The sequence below is a fragment of the Actinosynnema sp. NPDC053489 genome (assembly GCF_044544865.1).
In the GTDB taxonomy this organism is placed as follows: Bacteria; Actinomycetota; Actinomycetes; order Mycobacteriales; family Pseudonocardiaceae; genus Actinosynnema.
In genome coordinates this window covers 360,225-373,870 of record NZ_JBITXT010000008.1, presented here as the reverse complement: position 1 = coordinate 373,870, position 13,646 = coordinate 360,225, and the positions used below count along the sequence as shown (strand labels likewise).

The following is a 13,646-nucleotide window of genomic DNA, read 5'->3' as shown; positions in this document are numbered from 1 at the left end:
GCGTGGAACAGGGGGCGGGATGACCAGGGCGACGGTGCGGGACGTGGCGCGGGCGACCGGGCTGTCCATCGCCACGGTGTCACGCGTGCTCAACGGCCAGGCCAACGTCGCCGAGCACACCCGCGAGCTGGTGCTGCGGGCCGTGGCCGGGATGGGCGCGGAGGCGCCGCGGACGCGGGGCGCGAAGCCGGCCGGCCCGATCTACGTGCGCTGCCCGTACCTGCTGACCGACTACTTCGGGCTGATCGTCTCCAGCGTCGCCGAGACGCTGGCCCTGCACCACCGGCGGGTCGTGCTCAGCGCGGGCGTGTCCGCGCAGCGGGAGCCCGCGCTGCCGGGCCTCGCGACCAGGTCCGATGTGGGCGGCGCGATCCTGATCCTGCCCCCGGAGCCAGCCGAGGAGCTGGTGCGGTTGCGGGACCGCCGCTTCCCGTTCGTGGTGGTCGACCCGCGCACCGAGCTGCCCCGTGACGTCGCGTCGGTGTCGGCGGCCCACTTCGCGGGCGCGCGCAGGCTGATGGCGCACCTGGTCGAGCTGGGCCACCGGCGGATCGGCATCCTCGGCGGGCCGCCCGACTGGCAGGCGAGCGACGGCAGGCTGGCCGGGTACGCGGCGGCGTTGTCCGACGTGGGCGTGCTGCCGTCGGCGGAGCTGCTGCGGCACGTGGACGAGCCGACCGAGGACAACGGCCACCGGGCCGCCCGGGACCTGCTGGGGCTCGCGGACCGGCCGACCGCGCTGGTCGCGTTCAACGACAAGATGGCCGTCGGCGCGCTGCGGGCGGCCCGCGAGCTGGGCCTGGACGTGCCGGGCGAGGTGTCGGTCGCCGGGTTCGACGACCTCGACCTGAGCCGCGCCACGCGGCCGGAGCTGACCACCGTGCGGCAGCCGTTGCAGGAGATGGGGCGGATGGCCGTGACGCTGCTGGCGCGGCTGCTCGACCGGCACGAGCTGGAGGCGCTGCACGTCGAGCTGGCCACGGAACTGGTGGTCAGGGCGTCGACGGGGCCCGTGCCGCGCGGCTGAGGTGCCGCGTTCCATTGCCGTTTCACGGTAATTACCGGTCTGAAAGCACGACCTTGACACGGGTTCGGCACCCATTGTTTCCTTCACGTGCGAACAAGTTCCACACAATGTTCCATTTTGTTTCAGGAGCTCCAGACTGCCGACCCCTGCCCACAACGTCGTGAAAGGAGTCCGGGGTGCCCTCTTCCCACCGTCGGGCTTTCACCAGCGCCGGCCTGGCCCTGATCACCGCCGCGGCCGCGCTCGCCGCCTCCTCGCCCGCGTCCGCCGCGGGTGAGACCGTCAACGTCTACCTCACCACCACCTCCGACAGCGGTGGCCGCGTCGTCACCCGCGGCCTGGCGCAGCAGCCGTCGATCGCGTTCGGCTCGAACGGCGGCAGCGCCACCCACACCATCACCGTCAACGAGGGCACGACCTACCAGCAGTTCGAGGGCGGCGGCGCGTCGATCACCGACACGACGGCCTACCTGCTGCGCGGCGGGCCCGTCTCCGCCGCGACGCGCGACGCGGTGATGCGCAGGCTGTTCCACCCGGTCGACGGCATCGGCCTGTCGTTCGTACGCAACCCGATCGGCGCGTCCGACCTGTCCCGGCCCGGCAACGTCTCGCTGGACGACACGTGCTGCGACCTCAACGACTGGGGCGCGAACGGCTACGACGCCAACGTGCGGCTGCTGACCCAGCAGGCCAAGCAGCTCAACCCGCAGCTGCGGGTCAAGGCCGTGCCGTGGAGCGCGCCGGGCTGGATGAAGGACAACGGCCGCATGGACCAGATGGGCTGGCTCAAGTGGGAGTACGCACCCACCTACGCCCAGTACTTCGTCAAGTACGTGCAGAGCTACCAGGCCGCCGGCGTCCCGGTCGACTACGTGTCGGTGCAGAACGAGCCGAACTGCTGCCAGTCCGGCAACCCGACCGCGATGGACTACCCCGGCATGAGCTGGAACCCGGCGGGCCTGGTCGAGTTCACCAAGAACAACCTCTACCCGGCCTTCCGCGCGGCCGGCATCACCACCAAGGTGCTGGTGCACGACTGGAACTACGGCGACTACGCCAACTTCGGCTCCGGCGTGCTCAACGACGCGGGCGTCCGCAACGACCCGCTGTTCGGCGGCATCGCCTGGCACGGCTACTTCGGCGACCCGGCCGTCGGCACGCAGGTGCACGACCAGTACCCGGGCGTGAAGCAGTTCAGCACCGAGCACTCCGGCGGCACGTGGATCTCGAACCAGCACAACGAGGACATGGCCGACATCGTCAACTACGCCCGCAACTGGAGCTCCAGCCTGGTCAAGTGGAGCCTCGCGCTGAACCAGAACATGGGGCCGCACAACGGTGGCTGCGGCACCTGCACCGGCCTGATCACGGTGCAGGAGGGCGGCTCGCGCGCCGGCCAGGTCGACTACACGATCGAGTACTACACGACCGGGCACCTGACGAAGTTCGTCCGGCCGGGCGCGTACCGGATCGACTCGACCGCGAACGGCACCGTGCAGAACGTGGCCTGGCGCAACCCGGACGGCTCCAAGGCCCTGATCGCGCACAACGGCGGCACGTCGTCCCAGTCGATCCGGGTCAACTGGGGCAACCAGTCGTTCACCTACACCCTGCCCGCCCGCACCACGGCGACGTTCACCTGGCAGGGCACGCCCGGCTCCGGCAACCCCGGCGGCAGCGGCGGCGCGATCACCGGCCTGGCCGGCAAGTGCGTCGACGTGGCGGGCGCGAGCAGCGCGGACGGCACGGCCGTGCAGCTGTACTCGTGCAACGGCACGGCGGCGCAGCAGTGGTCCCGGCCCGGTGACGGCACGTTGCGCGCGCTGGGCAAGTGCCTCGACATCAAGGACCGGGGCACGGCCGACGGCGCGCAGTTGCAGTTGTGGAGCTGCGCGGGCGGGGCGAACCAGCAGTGGACCCACACCTCGGGCCGGGACCTGGTGAACCCGGCCACCGGCAAGTGCGTGGACGTCACGGACAACAACAGCGCGGACGGCACGCGGCTCCAGATCTGGACGTGCACCGGCGCGGCCAACCAGAAGTGGACCATCGCCTGACCGCCGGGTGCGCCACCGCGGCGCACCGCGAGGGGAACCGGCCCGCCGCCGCTCGACCGGCGACGGGCCGGCACCCCGGAACGCCCGCGCCGCACGACCGGCGACGGGCGCTCGCTCAACCGGTGGCCCGGTAGGCCTCACCGGCCCGGTTGGGCGTTCCCCCGGGCAGGTACAGGCCCGTGCCCGGCTTGTCCGCGGGGAGCGCGAACCACGCGTAGCGCTCCAGGTAGGGCAGTCCTTCGAGCATCCGCGACGACGCGCCGGCGAAGTCGGCGAGCTGCCGCGCGTCCGGGTACCGCACCCCACCGCCGGAGAAGTCCGCCAGCGAGTACTCGGTGAGCCAGATCGGCAGGCCGTACCGGGCACGCACGGCGTCGAGGTAGTTCTCCAGGTGCCCCACCGCGTTCGGGCCGAAGTCCGAGCCGTACCAGTGCAGCGTGATGAAGTCGACCCGCAGCCCCCGCAGGCGCGCGCCCGCCAGGAACCGGTCGAGCCAGCCGCCCGCCTTGTCGGCGCTGTGGGCGACGGCCGGGCTGCCCAGGCGCATCCCCGTCGCCTGGAGCTGCGGCCACAGGTCGAGCGCCTGCTCCACCGTCATGTCCGACTGCTCGGCCAGGTCCGGCTCGTTGAACCCGAGCAGCGCGGTGCCCTGCCCCTTGACCGCGGCGAGGTTGCCCGGCGTCACCGCCTTCGCGCCCCAGATCATCGGCACGTACTCGACGCCGGCGGGCGCCTGCACGTCCTCCCTGGTCGGCGCCCAGTTGTAGAACCAGCCCGCGCCGACGTCGGACAACGCGCGCGTGACGCCGTCGAAGCGCCAGGTGCTCACACCCTTCTTCACCGACCTGGCCACCGGTTGCACGACCGGCGCGGGGGCCGGCGGCCGAGCGGTCGTCGTGGTGGTGGTCGTGGTCGTCGTCGTGGCGGTCGTGGTCGTCGGTGCGGTGGTCGTGGGCGCGAGCGCGGTGGTGGTCGTGGTCGAGGTGACGGCGACCGGTGCCGCCAGCGGCTCCGGCGCCCGCTCGACGGGCAGCAGCACGACCGCGCCCGCCACCGCCGCGACGGCCGCCGCCGCGATCAGCGGCTTGGTCGCGGCGTGCGCCCACCACCCGTGCTCCGCCACGGCGGCCACCGGTTCGGCGGCCACCGGTTCGGCGGGCAGCAGGTCGAACCCGGCGGGCAGCGGCACGAGCGGGATGCGCGCCAGCAGCCCGTCCACCGCCGCCAGGTCGTCGAACCCCCGCCCGCACCGGGAGCACTCCCGCGCGTGCCGCACGATCCGCTTGCGCCACAGGGCGCTCGGCCGCCCGTCCCAGTCGGCGAGCACCTCGGCCAGCTCGCCGCAGCGCGGCGCGGCCAGCACGCGCACCACCACCCGGGCGGCGTCGAGCTGCGCCTTCATCCGCTGCACCCGCACGGCCGCGTGCTGCGGCGTGAGGTCCAGCGCCCGCGCCAGTTCGGCGCGGGTGATCCGGCCGACCTGCTCCAGCCACCACAGCGACAGCAGCTCGCGCTCGTCGTCGCCGAGCCACCGGGTGGCCGCCACGACCTCCCGGCGCTGCCCGGTGAGCCGGAGGCGGGTGACGGCCAGGTCGGCGAAGTCCGCGCCGGGGTCGGCCACGTCGGCCGATTCGACGTCGGCGACCGGCGGCCTGCCCCGGTGGTGGTCGCGCACCTGGTTCAGCGCGATGGCCAACAACCACGACCGGAACGACTCGGGCTCGCGCAGCTTCGACAGCCCGTTGAGGGCGCGCAGCATCGTCTCCTGCACCACGTCGTCGGTGTCCGGGTGGCCGGCCAGCGCGTGGCCGACGACGTTGTAGACCAGCGGCAGGTAGGCCGCCACCAGCGCGTCCAACGCGCCGGGCTCGCCGCGTTGCGCGGCCACGACCGCCCCGGCGTCCCCTGGTGTGCGCATACCGCTCCTCTCCGAGTCCGGGCTCACCCACCGGAGACTCCGCGGCCGGCGTCACGATAACGAAAATCAGGCAGCGAGCACGGACGCGGCCATCCCGATCAGCGCGCCGCCGCACAGCCGCTCGAACACCGGCCGCACCCCGGGCCGCGCCAGCAGCGCCGCCAGCCGGCCCGCCAGCGGCACCACCACGGCCCAGAAGCACGCGAACACGCCCACCGCGACGCCCGAGAGCAGCGCCGCCTGCGGCAGCGGTGGCGCGGCCGGGTCCATCGCCTGCGGGACGAGGCTGAGGAAGAGCAGCATCACCTTCGGGTTGAGCAGGTCGCACAGCACGCCCCGCAGGAACAGCGACCGCCCCGACCTCGGTGCCGCGGCGACCGGCGCGCCCGCCCGTGCCGCCCGCAGCGTCATCACGCCCAGGTAGGCGAGGTACAGCGCGCCCACCGCCTTGACCGCCAGCAACGCCGCCGGTGCCGCCACGACCAGCGCGGACAGCCCCGCGGTGGCCAGCAGGGCGTGCACCAGCAGCCCGGTCACGACACCGGCCGCGGTCAGCGCGCCGTACCGCACGCCGCGCACCGCGTTGCCGGTCACCAGCACGAAGTCGGGGCCCGGCACGAGGGTGATGACGACGAGCGCGAGCAGGAAGGAAGTCCAGGCGATGTGCACGGCGGCATCCTCGGCGAGGCGTTCGGGTGCGTTCCACCTGACGACTACGGTGTTCGGTTGTGAGCGAGACAGCCGAACTGGATTCGGTCGACTGGCTGATCCTGGAGGAGTTGCAGAACGACGCGACGCTGCCGAACCGGAGCCTGGCCGAGCGGGTCGGCATCGCGCCGTCGACGTGCCTGCACCGCGTGCGCCGGTTGCGGGACCTCGGCGTGATCACCGGGTTCCACGCCGTGGTCGACCCGCGCACCACCGGACTGCCGCTGGAGGCCGTGGTGTCGGTCAACGTGCGCCCGCACACCAGGCCGGTGGTGGCGGCGTTCCGGCGGTTCGTGATGGCCCAGCCGGAGACGCGGTCGTTGTTCCACGTCAGCGGGCAGGCCGACTTCCTGGTGCACATCGCGGTGGCCGACAGCACGCACCTGCAGGCGTTCCTGATGGACAAGATCGCCTCGCGGACCGAGGTGCGGAACCTGACCAGCTCGGTGGTGCTGGAGCGGGTCGAGACCCGGGCCCTGACGCCCCCCGACGACCGGCGGCCCAGCCACCGCAGGCGGCGCGTATAGATTCCGGGCATGGACCCTGACGAGTTCCGCCGGATCGGGCACGAGGTGGTCGACTGGATCGCCGACTACCGCTCGCGCGTCGAGGACTTCCCCGTGCGCTCCCAGGTCGAGCCCGGCTGGGTGCGGGAACGGCTGTCCCCGCTGCCGGAGCGCGGCGAGGGCTTCGACGGGCTGCTCGCGGACCTGGACCGGGTGGTGCTGCCGGGGACGACCCACTGGCAGCACCCCGGCTTCTTCGCCTACTTCCCGTCCAACGCGTCGCTGCCCTCGGTGCTGGGCGACCTGCTCTCGTCCGGGCTGGGCGTGCAGGGCATGCTCTGGTCCACCTCGCCCGCCGCCACCGAGGTCGAGCAGCACCTGATGGACGAGCTGGTGGGCGCGCTGGGCCTGCCGCCGTCCTTCCTGGGCGGCGGCGTCATCCAGGACACCGCCTCGTCCGCGGCGCTGGTCGCCGTGCTCGCCGCCCTGCACCGGGCCTCCGGCGGGAAGTGGCGGCAGTCCGGCGTGGACGGGACCGAGGTGGTCTACGTGTCGTCGCAGACGCACTCGTCGCTGGAGCGGGCGGCGCGGCTGGCCGGCCTCGGCGAGCAGGCCGTGCGGGCGATCGGGGTCGACTCGCGGCTGGCGATGCGCGCGGACGAGCTGGCCGCGCGCATCCGGTCCGACGTGGCCGCGGGGCTGCGGCCGGTGCTGGTGTGCGCGACCGTCGGCACCACGGGGACCGGCGCGGTCGACCCGGTGCGCGAGATCGCCGCCGTGTGCGCCGAGCACGGCATCTGGCTGCACGTGGACGCCGCGTGGGCGGGCCCGGCGGCGCTGTGCCCGGAGTTCCGGCCGCTGTTCGACGGCGTGGAGCTGGCCGACTCGTTCACCGCGAACGCCCACAAGTGGATGCTGACCGCGTTCGACCTGTCGCTGTTCTGGACCGCGCACCCGGACCTGCTGGTGGACGCCCTCACGATCCTGCCGGAGTACCTGCGCAACACCGCGACCGACTCGGGTGCCGTCACCGACTACCGCGACTGGCAGATCCCGCTGGGCCGCCGGTTCCGGGCGCTCAAGCTGTGGTCGGTGCTGCGCTGGTACGGCCTGGAGGGCGTGCGCGAGCACCTGCGCGCCCACGTGGACCTGGCGGCGCTGCTCGAGTCGTGGGTCGAGGCGTCCGAGGACTGGGAGCTGGTCGTCCCGCGGTCGCTGTCCCTGGTCACCATCGCGCACCGGGACGGGGACGAGGCCACCCGCGGGGCGATGGACCGGGTCAACGCCTCCGGCGACGCCTTCGTCACGCACACCGTCGTGGCCGGCCGCTTCGCGATCCGCGTGGCGATCGGCGCGGAAGCGACCCGCGAACACCACGTCCGCGCCCTGTGGGACGCCCTGGCCGCTACCGGCTGAGCAGCGGGCCGAGGGCGAGCGCGACCGGGAAGGGGTCGGGCACGCCGAGCTCGCCCGGGCCACCGGCCACGCGCTCGTAGTGGCCGTCGACCAGGGTGAAGGCGGTGAGCGTGGTCGGTTCGTCGAGTTCGAGCAGCCGGAAGTGCGGGATACCCGCCTTGTCGTACTCGCGGGCTTGAGGACCCGGTCGGTGCCGCCGGCGCCCGGTGAGCCGATCTCCACCGCCAGGAGCACGTCGGCGGCGTCCACCCGCCGCGGACCTCCGTCGGCGGGCGGGCTCATCGAGTCGGCTCGCCAGGCGCGCCGCCACCGCCTGGTGCGGGCGGCGGCTCCGGCAGCGCGACGAGCAGACCCCCCATCACCGCGAAGCGGTGCGCGGGCGGCTCGGGCAGTGCGTCCCCAGCGTCGAGGGTGGGCAAGTCGAGGGGCCACGTGCCGATGCCCATCGATCGCGCGGCGCAGCCGGTCGACTACAGGACCCGGAGCAGGCCCTCCTGGACCACGGTGGCGACCAGGTGGCCGTCGTGGCTGTAGAAGCGACCCGTGGCCAGGCCGCGCGCCCCGGAGGCGGACGGCGAGGCGCAGTCGTAGAGGAACCACTCGTCGGCGCGGAACCGGCGGTGGAACCACATCGCGTGGTCCAGGCTCGCGCCCAGCACCTTGTCCGTGCCCCAGTACACGCCGTGGCGGACCAGGACCGAGTCGAGCAGCGTCATGTCCGACGCGTAGGCCAGCACGCACACGTGCAGCAGGTCGTCGTCGGGCAGCCGGCCGTCCGCCCGCATCCACACCTGGCTGCGCGCCTCGCCCGGTCCGTCCTCCCGGGCCCGCCACGGCGGCTCGGTCACGTACCGGATGTCGATCGGGCGGGGCAGGCGGGCCATGCCCACCTTCTGCAGGTACCCGGCCGCCGACTCGGCGTAGGTGGGCAGCGAGTCCGGCGGCGGCACGGACGGCATCGGCTCCTGGTGGTCCAGGCCCGGCTCGTCGAGCTGGAACGACGCCGACAGCGCGAAGATCGCCTTGCCGTGCTGGACGGCCACCACGCGCCGGGTGGTGAACGAGCGCCCGTCCCGGATGCGGTCGACCTCGTACACGATCGGCACGGCCGGGTCGCCGCCGCGGATGAAGTACGAGTGCAGCGAGTGCACCCGGCGCTCGGGGGGCACGGTGCGGCCGGCGGCGACGAGCGCCTGGCCGGCCACCTGCCCGCCGAACACCCGCACGGGCGACTCGGCGGGCGACACGCCGCGGAAGATGTTCTCCTCGATGCGCTCCAGGTCGAGCAGCGCGACGAGGCGGTCGAGCACGGGCTGCCCGTGCGGCACGCCGTCGGGGTCCAGCGGAACTCCGGAGAACCCGGCGGTTGCCGCGGCGCGGGCAGCCTCGGTCACGTCATCTCCTAAGCGTGGTCGTCCTCCCCCAGGCGGTGGACCCGGATGAGGTTCGTCGAGCCGATGGTGCCGGGCGGCGAGCCCGCCACCACGACGACGAGGTCGCCCGCCTGGTAGCGGCCGATGTCGATCATCGACTGGTCCACCTGGCGGACCATCTCGTCGGTCGAGTCCACCTTAGGCACCAGGAACGTCTCGGTGCCCCAGGTGAGAGAAAGCTGACTGCGCACGCTGGGCTCCGGGGTGAACGCCAGCAGCGGCAGCGGGGTGTGCAGGCGGGCCAGCCGGCGCACGGTGTCACCGGACTGGGTGAAGGCGACCAGCGCCTTCGCGTTCAGCCGCTCGCCGATGTCCCGCGCCGCGTACGAGATCACGCCGCGCTTGGTGCGCGGGACGTGGGTCAGCGGCGGCACCACGGTCGACTCCGTCTCGACCGCCTCGATGATGCGGCCCATGGTCCGGACCGACTCGATCGCGTAGCGGCCGACCGACGTCTCGCCGGACAGCATCAGGGCGTCCGCGCCGTCGAGCACCGCGTTGGCGACGTCCGAGGTCTCGGCGCGGGTCGGCCGGGAGTTCGTGATCATCGAGTCGAGCATCTGGGTCGCCACGATGACCGGCTTGGCGTTCTCGCGGGCGATCTGGATGGCCCGCTTCTGCACCAGCGGCACGTGCTCCAGCGGCAGCTCGACGCCCAGGTCGCCGCGGGCGACCATGACGCCGTCGAAGGCGAGCACGATCGCCTCGAGGTTGTCGACCGCCTCCGGCTTCTCGATCTTGGCGATCACCGGCTTGCGGCCGTGGCCCACGCGGTCCATGACCTGGTGGACCAGGTCGATGTCCGCGGGCGAGCGCACGAACGACAGGGCGATGAAGTCCACGCCCAGGTTGAGGGCGAACTCCAGGTCCTCGATGTCCTTCTCGGACAGCGCGGGCACGGACACGTCCATGCCGGGCAGCGAGAGGCCCTTGTTGTTGCTGACGGGGCCGCCCTCGGTGACCTCGCAGACCACGTCCGGCCCGTCGACCTCGGTGACGGTCAGGCCGACCTTGCCGTCGTCCACCAGCAGCCGGTCGCCGACCTTGGCGTCCTGCGCCAGCTGCTTGTAGGTGGTGGAGACCCGGTCGTGGGTGCCCTCGACGTCCTCCACGGTCACCCGGACGACGTCACCGGTGCGCCACTCCACGGGGCCGTGGGCGAACCGGCCGAGCCGGATCTTCGGGCCCTGGAGGTCGGCCAGGACGCCCACCGCGCGGCCCGAGGCGTCGGCCGCCGAGCGGACCAGGTCGTAGACCTGCTTGTGGTCGGCATGGCTGCCGTGGCTGAAGTTCATCCGGGCCACGTCCATACCGGCCGCTACCAGCTCGTTGACCTTGTCCTCGGTCGCGGTGGCAGGACCAAGCGTACAGACGATCTTCGCGCGTCGACTCACGTCTCAGCAGAGTAGTCCCTGTCACTGGACCGATCAGGATGTACCGGGGGGTAATCTCGGCGAAACAGGCAGAATCTGCCCCGTGGGCGTCAGAATCCTCCCGTTCGTGGTCGCGGTGTTGCTCAGCGTCATCGTGCTGTTCACCCCGGAGTCAGGTGTGCCCACGGCTCCGCCGGGCACCGACAAGGTGGTGCACTTCCTGCTGTTCGCGCTGCTCATGGGCACCGGGAGGTACGCGCGGTGGCCGGTCCGGCCGCTGGCGCTCGGTCTCGTCGGTTACGCGGCGGTCTCGGAAGTGTTGCAGTGGCTCATCACCTCGCTGGGCCGCAGCGGCGACGTGCTCGACGGCCTGGTCGACGTGGCCGGCGTCGGCCTGGGCTGGCTCCTGACCCGCCGGGTCGGCCACCGCGACCACACCCGTTCGGGGGACTGAGCGCCGGTCAGCGGCGGAAGCCCACCTCGGTGAGGCCGACGTGGTCGGCGCACCAGTCGACCAGCGGCGTGACCTGCCGCCACGCCTCGCGGACGCGGTCCAGGCAGTCCCGCTCGTGCAGCGCGTCGTCCGGCGGCCACACCCTGGCCGCGTAGAGGCGCTTGTGCTTGAGCAGCTCGATCCGCGGGTGCTCCACGTCGACCCCGCGCGGTGCCCGCTTGAGCTTGTCGCCGCGCAGCTCCCACCCGGCCCCGACCAGCTCGGCGAGCACCCGCTCCAGCGCACGGCCGCGCACGTCGTCGGCGACCGACTCCCGGTAGCGGGCGAGCTGGTCGGACGCCATGGCGAACGACCCGCCCGCCACGAACAGGCCCTCCGTGCCGAGCTGCACGTAGTGCGCGCCGCCGCCGCGGCCCAGTTCCACCACCCCGCCGCAGTGGTCCTTGTACGGCCTCTTGTCCTTGCTGAACCGCACGTCGCGGTAGGGCCGGAAGACCTTCCCCTTGCCGAACTCCGGCTCCAGCGCGGCCAGCAGCGCCTCCATGGGTTCCCGGACGTCGCGCTGGTAGACGTGCCTGTTGTCGTCCCAGTACGCCTTGGAGTTGTCGGCGACGAGCCCGTCGTAGAAGTCGACGGCGTGTTCGCCGAAGCCGGTGAATTCCACGGCGCACAGCTTACGTTCGTCCATTCGTGGCTCATTCGATCGCCTTATCGCAACGCGAGACCGGGCGATCACGTTCTGTGCATAATCGGCCCGTGGGTAGGAAATCGGCGCTGGCCGGATGGCTGCGCGAGCTCGACGCGGGTCAGATCCGGGACGTCCTGGCGCTGCGCAGGGACGCCGCCGACCGCCGTCCCCGCTCGCTGCGGGCGCTGGCGGACGAGTTGACCACCACGGCGTCGCTGCGCGCGGCCGTCGACGGGCTCGACCAGGCGTGCCGGGACGTGCTGGACACCGTGGTGCGGTCGGGAGACGAGGTCGGCGTGGAGGTGCTCGCGGAACGGTTGCGGTGCACCGGGAAGTCGTCGCGGGCGGAGCTGAAGCGGGCGCTGGGCCAGTTGCGCGCCAGGGCGCTGGTGTGGTCCGCGGACGGGCGGCTGGTCGCCTCGCCGGGCCTGCGGCCGCTGGAGGAGGAGCCGCCGCGACGCATCACGCCCGCGCCGCGCGCACCGCGCCGCGTGCCGCAGGACCGGGGGTTCGCCGACCGCGCGGCGACCACGCCCGCGACGTCCACCGTGGAGGGTGTGACGGAGCTGGTCGACCTGTGCGACAACGAGGTCGTGGCGTGCCGGGCGACGGGTCCGGGCCTGCGGGAGCTGCGGCGGCTCGCGGGCGCGCTGCGGGCGGACGAGGCGCTGACGCGGTTGTGGGTCGGGTTGGCCGTCGAGGCGCGGCTGCTCGCGGTGGACGACGGCAGGCTGGTGCCGACCGTCGGGTCCGACGCGTGGCGTGCCGCGTCGCCCGCGGAGCGGCTCACGGTGCTCGTCCAGGCGTGGCCGCGGCTGGCGTGGGCCCCCGGCGCACAGCGGCCGGCGCTGCCGGAGGCGTCCTCGTCGGACTCGGGCGAGGCGACCAGGCGCGGCCTGCTGGAGCGCTACGCGCGGCTGGCCGAGGACGAGGCGTTCGAGCACCGGCACGAGGTGGTGGCGGAGCTGGCCTGGGCGCGGCCCGCCGTGCACGGGCGGGTGGTGACGGAGGCGGCGCTGGTGGAGGCCGAGGCGCTCGGCCTGGTGGCGCTGGGCGCGGTGACCGCGCTGGGCCGCGCGGTGCTGGCCGACGCGGTGGCCGAGGTGGCGGGCCGGTTCGTGCCGCCCGCCGCGACGACCGCGCACCTGCGGCCCGACCTGACGGCCGTGGTGGTCGGGCTGCCGTCGCGGGAGCTGGCCGCGCTGCTCGACCTCGTGGCGGACCGCACGGCGACCGGGTGGCGGTTCAGCGGCGCAGGCGTGCGGCGGGCGCTGGACGCGGGGCGCGACGCCGACGACCTGCTGGCCCGGCTGGCGTCGGTGGCCGAGCACGGCGTGCCGCCCGCGTTGGCGGCCCTGGTGCGGGAGGTGGGGCGGGAGCACGGCCGGGTCGTCGTGACCCCGGTGGCGTGCTGCGTGCGGACCGGCGACCCGGCCCTGCTGGCGGAGATCGCGGCGCACAGGTCGCTGGCGCCGCTGTCCTTGCAGCCGCTGGGCCCGACCGTGCTGGCGTCGGCGAAGCCGGTCGAGGAGACGTTGGCGCTGCTGCGGGCGGCGGGTTACGCGCCGACGACGTCGGCCGCGGACGGCACGGCCGCGGTGGAGCGGGTGCCCAGGCGCCGCGTCGAGGCCGTGCCGCAGGCGCGCGGGACGACCGGCGGGTGGCGGGCGCCGCTGACCGAGCAGGAGCTGGCGAAGCTGGCGGCGGCGCTGGTGGAGCGGGAGCGGCCGCGGCCGAGGGTCGTGCTGCCGCCGCAGTCGCACCGGACGGGTGCCGTGCGGCTGCTGCGCGACCAGTCGCTCGTGCTGCGCGACTCCGAGGTGGTGCTGCTGGCGGAGGCGCTGGCGAGCCGCACGTCGGTGGAGATCGCCGTCGCGAACGGGCCGCGCAGCACCGTCAAGCACGTCATCACGCCGGTGGACCACCTGGCGGGCAACCTGAAGGCGAACTGCGCGCCCCGCGGCGAGCACCGCGAGTTCCTGGTCAGCCGCATCCGCTCGGTGCGGGCGGTCACGGGCGTCTGACGCGCGGGGAGCCGCCCCGACGGCGCTGTCGGGGCGGCCGGG

11 protein-coding genes are annotated in these 13,646 nt (G+C 73.6%); 6 read left to right on the top strand and 5 right to left on the bottom strand.

Annotated elements, in window-relative coordinates:
• Positions 1–19 precede the first annotated feature (19 nt).
• A complete protein-coding gene (locus ACIGNX_RS21420) occupies positions 20–1,027 on the top strand; it encodes a LacI family DNA-binding transcriptional regulator (protein WP_396542410.1) in 1,008 nt (335 codons plus the stop codon).
• A 176-nt stretch (positions 1,028–1,203) separates the two neighbouring features.
• Positions 1,204–3,084: a ricin-type beta-trefoil lectin domain protein gene (locus ACIGNX_RS21415; RefSeq protein WP_396542409.1), complete on the top strand. Its 1,881-nt coding sequence runs from the start codon at positions 1,204–1,206 to the stop codon at positions 3,082–3,084.
• 115 nt (positions 3,085–3,199) lie between these two features.
• Here ACIGNX_RS21415 and ACIGNX_RS21410 read toward each other — a convergent pair whose 3' ends face one another.
• Positions 3,200–5,002 (bottom strand): sigma-70 family RNA polymerase sigma factor, encoded by a 1,803-nt coding sequence (locus ACIGNX_RS21410; protein WP_396542408.1) that lies wholly within the window; start codon positions 5,000–5,002, stop codon positions 3,200–3,202.
• A gap of 66 nt (positions 5,003–5,068) precedes the next feature.
• A complete protein-coding gene (locus ACIGNX_RS21405) occupies positions 5,069–5,671 on the bottom strand; it encodes a LysE family translocator (RefSeq protein ID WP_396542407.1) in 603 nt (200 codons plus the stop codon).
• Positions 5,672–5,730: 59 nt separating this feature from the next.
• On the opposite strand from ACIGNX_RS21405, the gene ACIGNX_RS21400 reads away from it, so the two are divergent.
• Together ACIGNX_RS21400 and ACIGNX_RS21395 are read left to right on the top strand one after the other, a co-directional pair.
• Positions 5,731–6,237: an Lrp/AsnC family transcriptional regulator gene (locus ACIGNX_RS21400; RefSeq protein ID WP_396542406.1), complete on the top strand. Its 507-nt coding sequence runs from the start codon at positions 5,731–5,733 to the stop codon at positions 6,235–6,237.
• Between the two features lie 9 nt (positions 6,238–6,246).
• On the top strand, positions 6,247–7,632 hold the full coding sequence (locus tag ACIGNX_RS21395) for a pyridoxal phosphate-dependent decarboxylase family protein (RefSeq protein WP_396542405.1): 1,386 nt from the start codon (positions 6,247–6,249) through the stop codon (positions 7,630–7,632).
• A 470-nt stretch (positions 7,633–8,102) separates the two neighbouring features.
• On the opposite strand, the gene tesB is transcribed toward ACIGNX_RS21395, so the two are convergent.
• Together tesB and pyk are read right to left on the bottom strand one after the other, a co-directional pair.
• The gene (gene tesB, locus ACIGNX_RS21390) at positions 8,103–9,026 is read right to left on the bottom strand and encodes an acyl-CoA thioesterase II (protein ID WP_396542404.1); all 924 of its coding nucleotides are present in this window, start codon (positions 9,024–9,026) and stop codon (positions 8,103–8,105) included.
• 8 nt (positions 9,027–9,034) lie between these two features.
• Positions 9,035–10,459 carry a pyruvate kinase gene (gene pyk / locus ACIGNX_RS21385; protein WP_396542403.1) on the bottom strand — a complete coding sequence of 475 codons (1,425 nt, stop codon included), beginning with the start codon at positions 10,457–10,459 and terminating at the stop codon, positions 9,035–9,037.
• Positions 10,460–10,541: 82 nt separating this feature from the next.
• On the opposite strand from pyk, the gene ACIGNX_RS21380 reads away from it, so the two are divergent.
• Complete coding sequence (locus ACIGNX_RS21380) at positions 10,542–10,892, top strand: VanZ family protein (protein ID WP_396542402.1); 351 nt, start codon at positions 10,542–10,544, stop codon at positions 10,890–10,892.
• A gap of 7 nt (positions 10,893–10,899) precedes the next feature.
• Here the strand turns inward: ACIGNX_RS21380 and ACIGNX_RS21375 are convergent, their stop codons facing one another.
• Positions 10,900–11,556 carry a DUF2461 domain-containing protein gene (locus ACIGNX_RS21375; RefSeq protein WP_396542473.1) on the bottom strand — a complete coding sequence of 219 codons (657 nt, stop codon included), beginning with the start codon at positions 11,554–11,556 and terminating at the stop codon, positions 10,900–10,902.
• Between the two features lie 92 nt (positions 11,557–11,648).
• On the opposite strand from ACIGNX_RS21375, the gene ACIGNX_RS21370 reads away from it, so the two are divergent.
• The gene (locus ACIGNX_RS21370; protein ID WP_396542401.1) at positions 11,649–13,604 is read left to right on the top strand and encodes a helicase-associated domain-containing protein; all 1,956 of its coding nucleotides are present in this window, start codon (positions 11,649–11,651) and stop codon (positions 13,602–13,604) included.
• The last annotated feature ends 42 nt before the right edge of the window (positions 13,605–13,646 follow it).